Origin of the sequence: Mucilaginibacter pedocola (genome assembly GCF_002013915.1) — a bacterium.
GTDB classification, from domain to species: Bacteria; Bacteroidota; Bacteroidia; order Sphingobacteriales; family Sphingobacteriaceae; genus Mucilaginibacter; species Mucilaginibacter pedocola.
Genome location: NZ_MBTF01000003.1, coordinates 121875 through 137462 on the forward strand (window position 1 = coordinate 121875; position 15588 = coordinate 137462).

Annotated in this window: 18 protein-coding genes; 3 read left to right on the forward strand and 15 right to left on the reverse strand. The window is 46.1% G+C overall.

Translation table 11 applies throughout. From position 1 onward, the window contains the following. Positions 1-46: 46 nt before the first annotated feature. Complete coding sequence (locus tag BC343_RS06220; protein WP_078346894.1) at positions 47-670, reverse strand: hypothetical protein; 624 nt, start codon at positions 668-670, stop codon at positions 47-49. A gap of 302 nt (positions 671-972) precedes the next feature. On the opposite strand from BC343_RS06220, the gene BC343_RS06225 reads away from it, so the two are divergent. Beyond that, the gene (locus BC343_RS06225) at positions 973-1419 is read left to right on the forward strand and encodes a hypothetical protein (protein ID WP_078346895.1); all 447 of its coding nucleotides are present in this window, start codon (positions 973-975) and stop codon (positions 1417-1419) included. Between the two features lie 225 nt (positions 1420-1644). Here the strand turns inward: BC343_RS06225 and dnaJ are convergent, their stop codons facing one another. The 5 genes from dnaJ to BC343_RS06250 form a co-directional block, all read right to left on the reverse strand. Continuing rightward, the gene (gene dnaJ / locus BC343_RS06230) at positions 1645-2808 is read right to left on the reverse strand and encodes a molecular chaperone DnaJ (RefSeq protein WP_078346896.1); all 1164 of its coding nucleotides are present in this window, start codon (positions 2806-2808) and stop codon (positions 1645-1647) included. 149 nt (positions 2809-2957) lie between these two features. Continuing rightward, positions 2958-3533 (reverse strand): nucleotide exchange factor GrpE, encoded by a 576-nt coding sequence (locus BC343_RS06235; RefSeq protein ID WP_078347038.1) that lies wholly within the window; start codon positions 3531-3533, stop codon positions 2958-2960. Positions 3534-3767: 234 nt separating this feature from the next. Then, complete coding sequence (locus BC343_RS06240) at positions 3768-4451, reverse strand: cell division ATP-binding protein FtsE (protein WP_078346897.1); 684 nt, start codon at positions 4449-4451, stop codon at positions 3768-3770. Between the two features lie 3 nt (positions 4452-4454). After that, a complete protein-coding gene (locus BC343_RS06245) occupies positions 4455-4658 on the reverse strand; it encodes a fructose-6-phosphate aldolase (RefSeq protein WP_078346898.1) in 204 nt (67 codons plus the stop codon). Between the two features lie 181 nt (positions 4659-4839). Next, positions 4840-5865, reverse strand: a complete 1026-nt coding sequence (locus BC343_RS06250; RefSeq protein WP_078346899.1) for an acyl-CoA reductase — start codon at positions 5863-5865, stop codon at positions 4840-4842. Between the two features lie 107 nt (positions 5866-5972). Here BC343_RS06250 and BC343_RS06255 point away from each other — a divergent pair, with 107 nt between their 5' ends. Then, complete coding sequence (locus BC343_RS06255) at positions 5973-6326, forward strand: 4Fe-4S dicluster domain-containing protein (RefSeq protein WP_078346900.1); 354 nt, start codon at positions 5973-5975, stop codon at positions 6324-6326. 154 nt (positions 6327-6480) lie between these two features. Further along, positions 6481-7206 (forward strand): C40 family peptidase, encoded by a 726-nt coding sequence (locus tag BC343_RS06260; RefSeq protein WP_238381712.1) that lies wholly within the window; start codon positions 6481-6483, stop codon positions 7204-7206. 4 nt (positions 7207-7210) lie between these two features. On the opposite strand, the gene BC343_RS06265 is transcribed toward BC343_RS06260, so the two are convergent. The 9 genes from BC343_RS06265 to hisD all read right to left on the reverse strand — a co-directional run bounded on the left by BC343_RS06265 (position 7211) and on the right by hisD (position 15466). Next, entirely contained in the window at positions 7211-7450 is a 240-nt protein-coding gene (locus tag BC343_RS06265) for a hypothetical protein (protein WP_143822081.1), read from the reverse strand. 201 nt (positions 7451-7651) lie between these two features. Continuing rightward, entirely contained in the window at positions 7652-8554 is a 903-nt protein-coding gene (locus BC343_RS06270; protein ID WP_078346903.1) for a WD40 repeat domain-containing protein, read from the reverse strand. A 183-nt stretch (positions 8555-8737) separates the two neighbouring features. After that, a complete protein-coding gene (hisIE, locus tag BC343_RS06275) occupies positions 8738-9325 on the reverse strand; it encodes a bifunctional phosphoribosyl-AMP cyclohydrolase/phosphoribosyl-ATP diphosphatase HisIE (RefSeq protein ID WP_078347039.1) in 588 nt (195 codons plus the stop codon). A 172-nt stretch (positions 9326-9497) separates the two neighbouring features. Beyond that, positions 9498-10256 (reverse strand): imidazole glycerol phosphate synthase subunit HisF, encoded by a 759-nt coding sequence (gene hisF, locus BC343_RS06280; protein WP_078346904.1) that lies wholly within the window; start codon positions 10254-10256, stop codon positions 9498-9500. A gap of 138 nt (positions 10257-10394) precedes the next feature. Next, positions 10395-11144, reverse strand: a complete 750-nt coding sequence (locus BC343_RS06285) for a 1-(5-phosphoribosyl)-5-[(5-phosphoribosylamino)methylideneamino]imidazole-4-carboxamide isomerase (protein ID WP_078346905.1) — start codon at positions 11142-11144, stop codon at positions 10395-10397. Between the two features lie 5 nt (positions 11145-11149). Beyond that, on the reverse strand, positions 11150-11740 hold the full coding sequence (gene hisH, locus BC343_RS06290) for an imidazole glycerol phosphate synthase subunit HisH (protein ID WP_078346906.1): 591 nt from the start codon (positions 11738-11740) through the stop codon (positions 11150-11152). Positions 11741-11825: 85 nt separating this feature from the next. Continuing rightward, a complete protein-coding gene (gene hisB / locus BC343_RS06295) occupies positions 11826-12974 on the reverse strand; it encodes a bifunctional histidinol-phosphatase/imidazoleglycerol-phosphate dehydratase HisB (protein ID WP_202909737.1) in 1149 nt (382 codons plus the stop codon). Continuing rightward, positions 12971-14017, reverse strand: coding sequence for a histidinol-phosphate transaminase (gene hisC / locus BC343_RS06300; protein ID WP_078346907.1), 1047 nt, complete (start codon positions 14015-14017; stop codon positions 12971-12973). Before hisC ends, hisB begins: the two co-directional genes overlap by 4 nt. Before the next feature lie 159 nt (positions 14018-14176). Continuing rightward, complete coding sequence (gene hisD, locus BC343_RS06305; protein WP_078346908.1) at positions 14177-15466, reverse strand: histidinol dehydrogenase; 1290 nt, start codon at positions 15464-15466, stop codon at positions 14177-14179. Positions 15467-15588 lie beyond the last annotated feature (122 nt).

Below are 15588 nucleotides of genomic sequence, written 5' to 3' on the forward strand. Positions count from 1 at the left end.
TTTTGGTGGGTTATATGCCTGTTTAGAGTAGGCATGGTTAGTTTTGTTACAAATATTCCTCTTCGGCAGGAGCCGGTTCTACATAACCGCTAACTAAAGGGGTAGTACGTTTTAAAAGGATGATGATGGTGACCGGTATTAACAAAGAGAATATCGCGGTATAGTACCTGCCTAAGCTATATAAGGACATACTAAAATATTCGCCTATATAATTAAGCGCAAAAGGTGATGCGATGCGAAGCAAAGCCAGCGCCCCCAGCATAATTGCCAATATACGGTAGTATTTAGCTATTATGGGATGCTTTAAGCGGAAGACCTTTACAATTAAAAATATGTATACCGCCAGGCTAATAACACCTAATATAAGAGAGTAGGCCCTGAGTTGGACAAGATCTTGGATGAACATAGTGGGGATGCCCAGTATATTTATTGCACAATAGAGCCAAAATGAAGTAACCGCGGCGCGCGGCTGGTCTGATGCCGCTAAAAGCAAACCCAAGTATGCGAATAAACTAATATAGATGATTTGAATAGCCAATGAATTTAACGTTCCTAAAGGGCCGGATATGTAAGTTTCGGCCATGTTCAGTACAAGTGTAAACGCGAACAAGCCAATGTAAACACAGGCAAGTATTACAGCGTATTGGTGCGTTTTAACGGTAATTTTCATGCGATAAAGGTTTGCTTATACAGCTCGATTTATACTTGCGGGCAACAGAACTAATATAAGCTTTTACTATGTTAATGTTGCTCAGCCTTGTATTAAGTTTTACCTGGTATTTATTTGAGCATGTGGGCGTTTCGAGATGGAAAACCTGGCGCTAAAGTGTATAAGACGACGCATTTAATAAAAAATGGAAGTATTGTAAAACATATTTATAAACTGATAGTTACTATTGCGTGGTAATATTTCTTTACGGGCAATATTATTGCGATAAATAAAATATTTTTTTGTTCATCTAAATCACTTTCATGAAAAAAATTCTTTTGTTAGCTGTTGCCGGAATGTTTTATTTTGCAAACAGTGCCAGCGCCCAAACTTCTGCCGGGTTAGCTGTCGACTTCGGGGATGGTGCAACTTTGGTAGGCCCATCTATCAGGCACATGTTCACTAAAAATGCTGCAGGGCAGGCCGAATTAACTTTTGGCGGCGATCAAACTTTTGTTGGCGCTTACTACCAATACCAAGCGGGTATTAAAAATTCCGGCGGGTTAAACTATTACCTGGGCATTGGGCCGCAGTTAGGTTTTGGGAATGGCAGCACAGATTTCTACATCAGGCCAATGGCCGGGTTAGACTACAAATTAGGCACTGCGCCTATTGATCTGTCGTTCGATTGGCGCCCCGCATTTTACGTTGGCGATAATTCAGACTTTACCGCCGCAAGGTTTGGTTTAGGGTTACGCTTTTCTTTCTAAAGAAAAACCTTTATTGTTGAGTAAGCCGCAACGAATGTTCGTTGCGGCTTTTTTGTTGGTGTGTTTTGGGGTAATCCAATTCACCAAACTAATTGCCTATCAATAGAAATAGGATAATGCAAGGTTAATTGTATGCCAAACAAAAAAGCCCGGAGTCTAACTAACCCCGGGCTTTCTCTTATCTTTTCGGACTTTCCGTCTTTACCGTCTTTCGGACTTCAAATACTATTCAAAGTACTCTTTCATCCTCTCGAAGAAACTTTTCTCGTTCTTGCCGGGGTTTGGTTTGAAGTTTGGTGAGCCTTGCAGCTTTTCCAATATCTCGCGCTCTTCGCGGCTAAGGGCTTTTGGTGTCCAGATGTTTACGTGGATGAGTTGGTCGCCGCGATGGTAAGAGTTCACCTCCGGTACGCCTTTGCCTTTCAGTCGCAGTATTTTACCACCCTGTGTGCCCGGCTCAATTTTTATTTTGGCTTTGCCATCAATGGTAGGTACTTCTACACTTGTGCCTAAGGCGGCATCCACAAAGTTTACGTGCAGGTCGTATATCACGTTGTTGCCATCGCGTTTCAGCGTTTCGTGCGGTACTTCCTCTATCAGGATGATCAAGTCGCCGGGTACACCGCCGCGTGGGGCTGCGTTACCTTTGCCGCTCATACTCAGTTGCATGCCTTCGCTAACTCCGGCAGGTACGTTTATGGTAATGGTCTCTTCGCCGCGTACAACTCCGTCGCCGTGGCAAACAGTACATTTATTGGTAATGGTGCTGCCTTCGCCGTTACAGGTAGGGCAGGTGCTGGTGGTTTGCATCTGGCCCAAAATGGTATTGGTTACCCTGCGTACCGAACCTTGCCCACCGCAAGTTTTACAGGTGCTGAAAGATGATTTATCCTTAGCGCCGCTACCATCGCAGGTTTTGCAGACTACCTGTTTATTTACTTTTATTTTCTTTTCGGCACCGTTGGCAATTTCCTCTAAAGTTAGGCGCACTTTAATGCGCAGGTTGCTGCCACGGGCTACACGGCGGCCACCGCCACCTTGCCTGCCACCGCCGCCAAAGAAGCCATCGAATGCACCGCCACCGCCGAATATATCGCCAAACTGGCTGAATATGTCGTCCATATTCATGCTGCCACCGCCATAACCACCACCGCTGGCCGATGATGCATTGGCCGCGTGGCCAAACTGGTCGTACCGCTGGCGTTTCTCGGGCGAGCTAAGCACCTCGTAGGCCTCGGCAGCTTCCTTAAACTTTTCTTCGGCAGCTTTGTCACCCTCGTTTTTATCGGGGTGGTATTTAATAGCCATTTTACGATATGCCTTTTTTACCTCATCGGCACTTGCGCCTTTGCTTACACCAAGCACATCGTAATAATCTCTCTTAGCCATTGTATTAATTAGTGAATTTTTGAATGAGCGAAAAACACGCCCGGAAATATTATATGTATTTTTGAATCAGTAAGATAGCGATTTTAACAGAAAAAACCGAATCAGTTATTCACTAATTCAGTCCTTCCTTCATTCGCTCATTGTGAGGCTTACGCGCCTACAATAACTTTAGCGAAGCGTACCACGCGTTCGTTAAGTTCATAGCCTTTTTCCATCTCGTCAACCACCTTGCCTTTTAGGTCGTCGGTAGGGGCGGGGATGCTGGTGATAGCCTCGTGCAGGTCGGCATTAAATTCGGTACCTATCGATTGCATTTCTTTCAGGCCTTTTTGCCCTAAAATATTTTTCAGTTTGTTTTGTATCAGTATAACACCGTCGCGTACCGATGCTACTTCGGTAGCTTTTTCAGTAGCGCGCAGGGCGCGTTCAAAATCATCAAGCACGGGCAGCAGCGCAACAATTACATCCTTGCCTTCGGTTTTGCGTGCTTCTTCGCGTTCTTTTATAGTACGGCGGCGAAAGTTATCAAACTCGGCATATAAGCGTAAGTACTTATCATTTGCCTGCTGTACTTCCTCCTTTAATTTATCTTCTGCCGAAGGGGTGTTTTCTGCTGCTTCGGGTTGAGGGTTTAGTTCCTGTTTGTCGGTGTTTGCGCTCTCGTTTGCCATTTCCACAGTATTTTCAGGAGTTTCAGAATTTTCCTTCTTTTTTTTCTTCAACATGTCGTTAAAATTCATGAATAGTGCCAAACAAGTATCTTGCCATCGCTGTAAATGCGACAGCCTGTCAGCAGGGTATTCGTTTTTATGTAAAGTTTGTCGTGATTTATCTTTCAGTTGGCAGTTCTTGGTCAGTTAGCAGTTCCCGGTGCGCAGTTCGCAGTTAATAAAACCACAGCAAACTGTCGATTGCCCGTTGTCAACTGCAAACCGTCAACTGCCCACTGCAAACTGAACCTATGCTATTTGCACATCCTCCAGCACTTTGCCGTTCTCGCATTTAATGATGCGCGATGGGAAGGTGCGGATAATATGGTAATCGTGCGTAGCAATTACCACAGCGGTGCCCATTTGGCTGATCTGTTTTAGTAACAGTACAATTTCTTCGGAAGTATCCGGGTCGAGGTTACCGGTAGGTTCGTCGGCCAATATAATTTCGGGGTTATTAAGCAATGCACGGGCAATTACCACGCGCTGCTGCTCGCCGCCTGATAGTTCGTGCGGCATTTTTTTAAGTTTAGAACGCAGGCCTACTTTTTCTAAACAATCCAATATACGGTCGGCAATACCTTGTTTATCAGTCCAGCCGGTGGCGCGCAATACAAACTGCAGGTTTTGCTCAACCGACCTATCCGTTAACAATTGAAAATCCTGGAAAACGATGCCCAGTTTGCGGCGCAGGTAGGGTATCTCTTTGCTGGCCAGTTTACTCAGTTCGTAGCCGCAGGCATGGCCCGTGCCGCTGGTAACCGCAAGGTCGCCGTAAATAATTTTCAGCAAACTGCTTTTGCCCGATCCTGTTTGGCCTATCAGCCATACAAAATCGCCTTTATCAATATGCAGGTTTACGTTAGATAGCACCAGGTGCTTCTGCTGAAAAATATCAACGTTGTTTAGTTTTATAATGGAGTTGCCTATCATTTGTTAGATATCCAGTTTTAATATTTTGCCGAAGGGGAGGTCGCGCACCACACCCATTATGTAATCGTATTTATCGCCAAGCCCAATTTTATCAAGCGATTTTTCGGGCCTATCAACCCTAAAATAAGCCAGCAGCGTAAACTTATCATCGCGCAGCTGCACATAATCGGGTATTTTGGCAACGCCTTTTACTTTTATAAGGTACATGTTAAGCTTAAAGTCTAAAATCCAAAGCAGAAAGCTTTCAGGGCAAATTTATCTTTTTTAGTTGACTTTCTGTTAGTCCGGAAGTCGGAAAAGTCCGCAAGTCCGAAAGAAAAGCTCGGCTTTATTGTTAAAATTTGTCTTTCGGACTTACCTCACTTTCGGACTTTCCGAATAAAGAGCGTTAACTCAGCGTCGAAAGAAATTCCATCGTATCTACGCCATCGGCATAATCCCAAAGTTGCGGGTGCTGGCTTTGGCCGAATGGTACCTGCTGGTTTTGGGTTTTGATGGCCGCGGTGGTTACAATGCACTGCAATTGTTCGCTTTGCTGCAGCAGCGTTTCCTGTGCCGAGTCGAGGCTTTCGTAAATATCGTAAAACAACACAGCAAGCGGCGAAGTAAGGCGCTCATCCTGTTTTAGCATCAGGAAGCCGTTATCCAAATGCTGGTCTCCGTTTACCAGGTAAATGGATTTATTATAATCGTAATTGTTGTTGTATTTGTGGTGGTTAATAATGGGGTGGAAATCCTCTATCGCTTCAAAAAAACTGTTGAAATTATACCCCGCAGGCACCAGTAACTTTGAAACATTGCGGCAGCCAAGCCCAAAGTAATCGAAGATATCGTTGCCCAAAGCATGCAATTCTTCGGTGCTTTCGTTACCGGTTAACAAGGCAATGCTGTTGCGGTTTTTACGGATAATGTTGGGTACCTTGCCGAAGTAGTACTCAAAATAGCGCGAGGTATTATTGCTGCCGGTAGCTATAATGGCGTCAAAATCTACCAGTCGTTCTACAAAACTGGATTTGTCGGCATAGCTGCTATCTACTTCTACCAGTAAATTTAAAACGTATTTGATCAGCCTTGCATCCTGCGATGATGCTTTAATAAGCGCATGGTTGCCACTCACCAATACGCAAAGTACATCATGGAAACCTACCAAAGGGATATTGCCCGCCAATACCAGGCCTATGCGTTTGCCTTTGGCTTCAGTAATGTTATATTTTGCCAGCCACTGGCTTAAGTCGGTACTGTTGAGCATTTCACCGGTGGCTTTTACAGCACTCAATACACTTTCGGGTGTGAACCATGCATTGTATTGCCGCTCGGTGTTGATGATGCCCATCAAAGCCTCATCGGGGTTGGCAAGGCGTTTCCCCAGTTCGGCAAAGGTATTTATGGTGTTATTTATATCTATTTTTGACATATATATGTTGACGAGCCAAACGCTTGGCATGATTTTTTTGTTATATTTGCACGTTTCCCGTTATGTGGGGCAAAGTTAATTGAGAATATAAGAATATTTAAAAAAATATGGCGATCATAATCACCGACGAATGCATCAACTGCGGAGCCTGCGAACCAGAGTGCCCGAATAATGCAATTTACGACGCTGGTGCCGCCTGGCGTTTTTCTGACGGTACGGCATTAAAAGGAGTAATTGATTTTGGCGATGGCAACACCCTGAATGCTGAAGAGTCTCAGGCTGCCCTTTCTGATGATATATATTACATTGTACCCGATAAGTGTACCGAGTGTGTAGGCTTCCACGATGAGCCGCAGTGTGCTGCCGTTTGCCCGGTTGATTGCTGCGTAGATGACGAGGATGTGCGCGAGACAGACGAAGAACTGCACGCTAAAAAAGACTGGCTACACGCCAACGGTTAATTATAGCGCTGAAACAATATTGTTACAAAAGGGGAGGCTAAACAAGCTTCCCCTTTTTTTGTTACTTTACAACATTTATAAGCCGAAAACGTAATATAGATTTTTTGCTCCCGACTTGATGGAATACGGTATTTGTAATCTTGCTATTGTGCCTATGCGCGCCGAACCGAGCGACCGCAGCGAACTTGTTTCGCAGCTTTTGTTTGGCGAGGCTTTTGAAGTAACCGAATACAATAACAAATGGGCCAAGATACTTACCGCCATTGATAGTTATACCGGCTGGATAGATAGGTTACAGTTTACCCAACTGGGCCACATTGCCTATCGCGACTTGCAAAGCAAACCGGCGCCCATAACCTACCGCCCGGTTACACAGGCCTGGAAAATAGCCGATAATTCTATCGTTTTTTTACCCGCGGGCAGTTCCCTGGCTTTTTTGCAAGGGACTACCAGCTATGTGGGCAACAATAAGTTTGAAATAATTGGAGAAATTGGCGAAACCGACCATATAGCTAATGTGGCGCGGTCGTACCTTAATGTACCATATTTGTGGGGCGGGCGTACGCACTTCGGAATTGATTGCTCGGGCTTTACACAGGTTGTTTACAGGCTATGCGGGCACAATATTCAGCGCGATGCTTCTATGCAGGCGCAGGAAGGCACGGACGTAGAAAACCTCGCCCAAACCAAACTTGGCGACCTTGCCTTTTTCCATAATCCTGAAGGAAAAGTCACCCATGTGGGCATTATCCTCAACAACGGGCAAATCATCCACGCATCGGGCAAGGTAAAAATTGATATGATAGACAATGAGGGTATATGGTCTGAGGAGTTGAAGCGCCATACCCATAAATTGCACTCGATAAAGCGGTACTTTTAATTACTTAATATTTTTGCTTTCGTTGAGGCTCTTTGCGGCTCAGGAAAACCAGGTAGTTTACAAATACCAATGCCGCAATTACCAGCACTTTAATAAAACCGTTTGAAAACACAGCTGCAAGGCGTTCACCTGTGCCCGGCATATTCTGGGCATAAGTTGTTAGTGGCAGGCAAAAACATAAGAACAGCAAAACGAAAAAAACGCGCCATCCGGGCACCATCTTTTTGAAACGAATCTTTTCCATCTTTACAAATAATTTATTCTGCAGCAGGGGTGGCTGCCTGATCGGTTTATAATTATAAAACAAAAGGTATGCCGCGCGCAATCTTTTGCTTTATAGTTACATAACTCAATAATACCGAACTTTGTTGTAAGAGGTTATGGTTTTGTTAATAAAATGGCCAATGTTTGTAAAACTAACAGTTGTACGGCCAAGGGTAGTATCTTAGAAGCTTACCTGCCAGCGCATTATGGTTTTGTCGTCGCTAACAGATAACAGGTCATCGCCGGCCCAGGCCAGTTTGTTAATAGAGAGGACGTGGCAGGGGTAACCTTTTTCGCGGCTGATGATTTTGCGGAGTTTAAAATCAACAGCATCCCATATTTTAATGCTTTTATCCATACTGGCAGTGGCAAAATATGGACGGGTAGGGTGGAAGACGATATGGTTAACCGCAAACATATGCGCGGGGATACTTTGTATAAGTGTATAAGTTTTATTATCCCATATTTTTAACTGCGCATCGCGCGCCCCCGATACCAGGTACTCGCCATTGGGCGAATATTGAAGCGAGAACACCGCCATGGTATGCCCTACGAGTGCCTTAATGGGCGTATAATCCTGCGCATCGTACACCATTACCGTATTATCGCGGCAGCCAAAAGCAATGCGGTCTTCTGCCGGGTTTACGCTGATACAACGTATTGTATCATGCGACACCTGTATGGTGTGCAACAGCTCCATCGTTTTCAGGCTCCAAACGGTAACCGTACCATCTTCTGAGGCTACCAGCAACTCATCCTTGCTTTGGATAGATTTGATATCGAATATAGGCTTGATATGCTTGCGCAGCCTATGGGTTATCTTCTGCTCGATGAAATTAAAAACCAATACCTCGCCGCTGCGCAAACCCGCAAACATAAGCGGGTAACCCACTGGGCAATGGATGGCGTATATAGACGTGGGCACAGGGAACATCACTTTTATAAAAGCGTTATTCTCCAGCCCCCATTCCACCAGCCCCTTATCGTTACCGCCGGTAAAAAATATACCCGGCTTCTGCGAAAGCTCCAGCGTGAAAATAGGGTTGCTATGCCCGGTAAAGTCGGCGGTTTTTATTGCGTGCATCTTTTTCAGTTTGCAGTTGGCGGTGTGCAGTTAGCAGTCAGTAAACAGTTTGCGGGATGCAGTTAGCAGTCAGTTTTCAGTTAGCAGTTAGCGGTGCGCAGTTAGCAGTCAGTTTGCGATGTGCAGTTAGCAATTAGCTTATGATCGGCTTCTAACTGCAAACTGGCAACTGCCTACTGCAAACTACTTATGTCTCTCTTCCAAATTCTTGGCTATCCGCTCCAAAGTTAGGTTCTTTTCGCGAAGCAAAACCAACAGGTGGAAAACCAGGTCGCTGGCTTCATTAATAAGGTCGGTTTCGGTTTCGGCCAATGCGGCTATAACCGTTTCTACGCCTTCTTCGCCTACCTTTTGGGCTATTTTGTTAAGCCCTTTGTTGCGCAGTTTGTTCACATACGAGCCTTCTAACGGGTTGGTGTACCTGTCGGCTATGATGTTTTCCAACTGCATAATAAAGTTTTGGTTGTATTCGGTTTGGAAACAACTGCGCGCGCCGGTGTGGCAGGTTGGTCCATCGGCACTGGCTTTTATCAGCAGGGTATCGTTATCGCAATCGATATGGATGCTTTTTACATGCAGGAAATTGCTACTGGTTTCGCCTTTGGTCCAAAGGCGATTTTTAGAGCGGGAGAAAAACGTTACTACCTTTTCGGCAACGGTTTTCTCATAGGCTTCCTGGTTCATATAGCCCAGCATCAGTACTTCTAAAGTTTGCTCGTCCTGTATTATCACCGGCACTAAGCCGTCGGTTTTATCAAAATCGATGTTCATTTTCTCTATCATTTGTTGGCGGTGGGGACACCGCCAACGGGGTACTATTAATTACGTCATGCCGAATTTATTTCGGCACCCCACATGCAAAGTTAGCGACTATGCATGCGGCTCAGCGCGTGGGGTGCTGAAACAAGTTCAGCATGACGTTTGGGTAAGCTTTGGTGGGCTTTTACACCTCCCTCACCTCAATATCATTCTGTTTCAAAACCTTCTTCAGGTCGGGTATTAATATCTCACCGTAGTGAAAAACCGATGCTGCCAAAGCTGCATCTACATTGCTTTTCTGAAATACATCCACAAAATGCTGTACCGAACCCGCACCGCCCGATGCAATAACGGGAATATTCACTGCATTGTTTACCTGCGTAAGGAAGGGGTTATCAAAACCTGCCTTGGTGCCATCATGGTCCATCGAGGTGAGGAGTATCTCTCCCGCACCGCGGCTTTCGGCTTCCAATATCCACTCGAGGGTTTGGCGCTCGGTTGGCAGGCGGCCGCCGTTGAGGTGCACAATGTTTTTATCGCCCATTACGCGGGTGTCAACCGCAACGATCACAAACTGCACGCCGAATGCCTTAGCCAGGTCATCGATCAGTTGAGGGTTGCGTACCGCGGCTGAATTGATCGATATTTTGTCAGCACCGGCATTCAGCAGGGCGTCCGCATCGGCAATTTCGGTTATACCTCCACCTATGGTGAAGGGGATGTTTATTTGCCTTGCAACGGCTTTTACCAGTTCTACAAGGGTTTTGCGTTTTTCTACCGTAGCGCTAATATCCAGGAAAACCAATTCGTCGGCACCTTGCTGCGAGTAGTTCCAGGCAAGTTCTACCGGGTCGCCGGCATCGCGCAGGTCAACAAAGTTTACGCCTTTTACGGTACGGCCGTCTTTAACGTCTAAACAGGGTATAATTCTTTTAGAGAGCATGGGTTGTCTGTTCTGGTAGCCTAACAAACTATGTCATTGCGAGCGATAGCGTGGCAACCTCATAGGACGTTCGGGCATGCAAAGCGGTCATGCAAGGCTACGAGTTTGCTTCGTCGTATCTCCTCGCAATGACATATCTTAGATAGAGATAAGCGAATCCAAATTCCAGTTCTTAATTTCTTCGATGCTGATGTGTCCTTCGTAGATGGCTTTGCCAACTACGCACGACTCTACTTTGATAGCGCTTAGCTGTTCGATATCTTTCATGGAGCTTACACCACCCGAAGCGATCAGTTTGATGAACGGCGAATGATCCAGCAGTTTTTCGTACAGATCCACACCTGCGCCGCCCAGTTTGCCGTCTTTATTAATGTCTGTACACAGGAAACGGAAGAAACCTAACGCCAAGCACTTGTCAACATAGTCCATCAGTTTAATGGGCGAACTTTCCATCCAGCCCGAGTATTTTATTACCTCGTCCAATACATCGATAGCGATAACTACCTGGTCGCTGCATTTATCGCGGCCGCAGATAGCTTTGCTGAGTTCCTCAAGGAAGGCAGGGTTAGTGATGGCTTGCGTACCTACTATTACGCGGTGCACGCCGGCATCTATCAGTTCTTTCACCTTATCAATGCTGCGCACGCCGCCGCCATATTGCACCTGCATGTCTGTTTTGCGTATTACATCAAACAGGTATTGCTGGTTGCTGAAGTCGTTTTTAGCACCGTTAAGGTCGATGATGTGGATGAAGTTGGTACCATTGCTTTGGTAACGCTCTATCATCTCTTCCAGGGTAACGTCGTATTCGGTTACCTGCGAGTAATCGCCTTCGCGAAGCCTAACAACTTTTTTATTTAAAATGTCAATGGCGGGGATAATATACATTGCTATCAGATTTGTGAAAAGTTCTTTAATAATTGTTCGCCGTAGGTGCCTGATTTCTCGGGGTGGAACTGCACACCATAAAAATTATCCCTCCAAATTGATGCCGAAAACGGGTGGATATAATTTGTTGACGATAAAGTATATAACGGTTCATACTCAATAAAGTATGAATGTACAAAGTAAAAGTGTGAACCGGTTGGAATATTTGTAAAAAGCGGGTTTTCTTTCTCCGGAAAAACTTGGTTCCAGCCCGTATGCGGTACTTTAAAACCATCAGTTTGTGGGAATTTCATGGTTTTGATGGGGAACAATCCCAACAGATTGCTGTCGCCTTCTTCGCTGTACGATGTAAGCAATTGCATGCCCACACAAATGCCCAGCGTTGGCTTATCAAGCGCCTTTATTGCAGGCACCAGCCCGGTGCTTTCCAGCTTGTGCATAGCAGCACCAGCGTGGCCCACGCCGGGGATAATATACCGGTCGTACTGTGGCAGGTCGGCCTCGGTGTTTACCATGCCATAGGCAATGCCCAGCCTGTCTAAAGTGGCCGTTAGCGAGAAAATGTTGCCTGCGCCGTAGCGTATTATTCCTATCATTTTTTATTAGAATCAAGAACCAAGAGATAAGAATCAAGAAAGAGCGCATTGTCTTGTCTCTTGATTCTTACCTCTTGACTCTATCTTACAAAAGTCCTTTTGTAGAAGGTAAAACCATTTTATTTACGTCTCTTTTTACCGCCACTTTTATCGCTTTGGCAAAGGCCTTAAATATAGCTTCAATTTTGTGATGTTCGTTTTGGCCTTCTGCTTTTATGTTGAGGTTGCTTTTTGAAGCATCGCTGAACGATTTGAAGAAGTGGTAGAACATCTCGGTTGGTACATCGCCCACCTTTTCGCGCTTGAACTCGGCATCCCAAACGATCCAGTTGCGGCCGCCGAAATCGATAGCTGCTTGTGCCAGGCAATCGTCCATAGGCAGGCAGAAACCATAGCGCTCAATGCCCATTTTGTTGCCAAGGGCTGTTGCCATTACCTCGCCAAGGGCAATGCCGGTATCTTCAATGGTGTGGTGCTCGTCTATATGCAGGTCGCCTTTAGCGGTTATCTCCAGGTCCATGCTGCCGTGGCGGGCAATTTGATCCAGCATGTGGTCGAAGAAGTGCAGCCCGGTTGATATTTTGGCATCGCCGGTTCCGTCGAGGTTCAGTTTAATGTATATATCGGTTTCCTTGGTAGTGCGGCGGTGTTCCATCACGCGCTCGCCCAGTTTCAGAAACTCGTAAATATCTTTCCAGCTCAGTGTTTGCAAGGCGATAACATCTGCCAAATTGCTTTCGTTTTCGGGAGTGAACTCGCCATCGCCCAAACCGGAGTTGTTGTTTATCCAGATAGCTTTTGCGCCAAGGTTTTTGGCCAGCAGCACATCGTTCTTGCGGTCGCCAATGGTGAAAGAGTTGGCAAGATCGTATTTAGTGGTATCGAGATATTGCGTTAACAGTCCGGTCGCAGGTTTGCGGGTAGGGGCATTGTCTTTAGCAAAGGTGCGGTCGATAGCCTGGTAGCTGAAGTGAACGCCCTCGTTCTCAAATGTTTTCAGGATGAGGTTGTGCACGGGGTGAAACGTATCCTCGGGGAACGATGCGGTACCAAGGCCGTCCTGATTGGTTACCATTACCAGTTCGTAATCGAGTTCAGCGGCTATTTTTGGCAGGTATTGCAGTGCGCCGGGGTAAAAGGTAAGCTTGGCGAACGAATCTATCTGCTCATCAGTAGTTTCGTTGATGAGTGTACCGTCGCGGTCTATAAACAGTATTTTTTGCAGCTTGCTCATTTGTATTGCTGTAGGGTTTCTATAAGGGTGGTGTTTTCTCCGGGGGTGCCAACGGTAATGCGCAGGCAGCCTTCGCAAAGTTCTACATTGGTGCGGTTACGAACGATGATGCCTTTATCTACCAAATAATTGTATATGCCGGTAGCATCGGTAGTTTTTACCAAAATGAAGTTGGCATCAGATGGGTAGATATCCAGCACAAATGGCATGTCTTTAAGTGTTAGCACCAATTTATCGCGCTGGGCAAGGGTTTCTTTTATCCAATCGTTCACCTGCCCAACGTTTTGCAGTGCTTGCAGCGCTAATTGTTGCGATGCTTCGTTTACGTTGTAAGGCGGTTTTACGCGGTTCATCACCTCAATGATCTCTTCGCTGGCAAAGGCCATACCTACACGTAAGCCTGCTAAACCCCATGCTTTAGAGAGGGTTTGCATCACCACCAGGTTAGCATATTCGGTAAGTTCCTGTATAAAGCTTTTTTGGCGGCTGAAGTTGATATAAGCCTCATCAACCACTACAATGCCTTTAAAGTTGGCCAGCAGAGTTTCCACATCCTCGCGGTTGATGGAGTTGCCGGTAGGGTTGTTGGGTGAGCAAATGAATATCAGCTTGGTATGTTCATCAATAGCTTCGGCAATGCCATTAAGGTCGAGCTGATACTCTTCGGTAAGCACTACCTTTTTGGTTTCTACATCATTAATATTGGCCGATACCTGGTACATGCCGTAAGTAGGGGGCACAATGATCACATTATCAACACCCGGGTTGCAAAAGCTGCGGAACAGGATATCGATGGCCTCATCGCTGCCGTTGCCTACAAAAATATTGCGCACCGGCAGGCCCTTTATCTCTTTTAGGCGCAGCTTAATAGCATGCTGCATAGGATCGGGGTAGCGGTTGTACGCGGTAGGCAGGGGCGAACCGAAAGCGTTTTCGTTCGCATCTAAAAACACGCTGGCCTCGCCCTGGAACTCATCCCTTGCGGACGAGTAGGGGGTTAGGTTTTTAATGTTTTTACGAAGAAGGGTATTTATATCGAACATGGTATTGCGTCTGTATTAGATTTGACAACTTTTAAAAAGTTGTCAAATCTTGTTTGTCCTTTTTGTCATTGCGAGCGAAGCGCGGCAACCTCGTCGTTTGCATGGCGTTCATGCTTAGCTAAGAGGTTGCTTCGTCGTTCCTCCTCGCAATGACATTATTTATTTATTGTTAAGCCTCACGGAAACTGCATTCCGGTGCGCATGCAGTCCTTCCATATCTGCCAGTATCTCTACGGCCGGGCCTATGTTTTGTATGCCTTCGTCGGTTAAAAACTGGAAGGTCACTTTTTTTACGAACGAATCTACCGATACACCTGAGTAGGCTCTTGCATAACTGCTGGTAGGCAGCGTATGGTTTGTACCTGACGCATAATCGCCCACACTCTCGGGCGTTAAATTGCCCAGAAATACCGAACCTGCATTTTTGATGCCGGCAGTTAGCCCCTTCCAGTTGGTTGTGGCCAATATCAAGTGCTCGGGGGCGTACACATTGCTGAAGTCCATCGCCTCGTCCAGCGTGTTGGTGATCACGATGTACGAGTTATCTATCGCCTGTTTTGCAATTTCGGCACGCGGTAATACGGTCAGTTGTTTTTCCACTTCGGCAAGGGTAGCATCGGCAATGGTTTGCGATGTGGTTACCAAAATGGCCTGGCTGTCTACACCGTGTTCGGCTTGTGCCAGCAGGTCGGCTGCCACAAAGGCCGGGTTGGCAGTTTCGTCAGCAATAATTAATACTTCCGATGGGCCTGCCGGCATATCAATCGCCGTGGTAGTTGTGCTTTGGATGATGGTTTTAGCCTTGGTTACGAACTGGTTACCCGGGCCAAATATCTTGTCCACTTTACTGATGGTTTGCGTACCATAGGCCATAGCCGCAACGGCTTGCGAACCACCCACAAGGTACACTTTATCTATACCCAGCAACAGCGCCACATAAGCTATAAAAGCATTCACCTTACCATTTTTTTGCGGGGGCGAACAAACTACTATCTCATCGCAGCCGGCAATGCGGGCGGGTATGCCCAGCATTAAAAAGGTTGATGGCAGCACGGCCGTTCCGCCGGGTATGTACAGGCCTACTTTTTCTATGGCCCGCAATTCGCGCCAGCAGGTTACACCCGCCATAGTTTCTACCTTGTCCTCGGTTTTTAACTGCGACTGGTGGAATTTGTAGATATTATTATAAGCCGTTTGCAGAGCTTTCTGCTGGGCAGGGGATACAGCGGCGGCAATTTCCTCCAGCTCGGCTTTATCTAAATAAAGCCTATCCAGTTCTACCTTGTCAAACTTCAGGGCATAATCATACAAAGCCGCGTCGCCGTTTTGCTTTACATGCGCTATCACATCCTCCACCAAAGTACGTATCTCGTTAGCCGGGTCAACGTTGCGTTGGGTGAGGGAGTTTACGTCGTCTTTGCTTAAATTTCCGTAGTTATAAGTTTTCATTCCACTTACAATTATCTTTACAGTGGGCAGTTTACAGTTGGCAGTTTGCTTTTTTAGTTCGCAGTTTACGGTTGGCGGTTTGCAATTTTGTTTTCTGCAAACTGATCATTGCTATCCGCCCA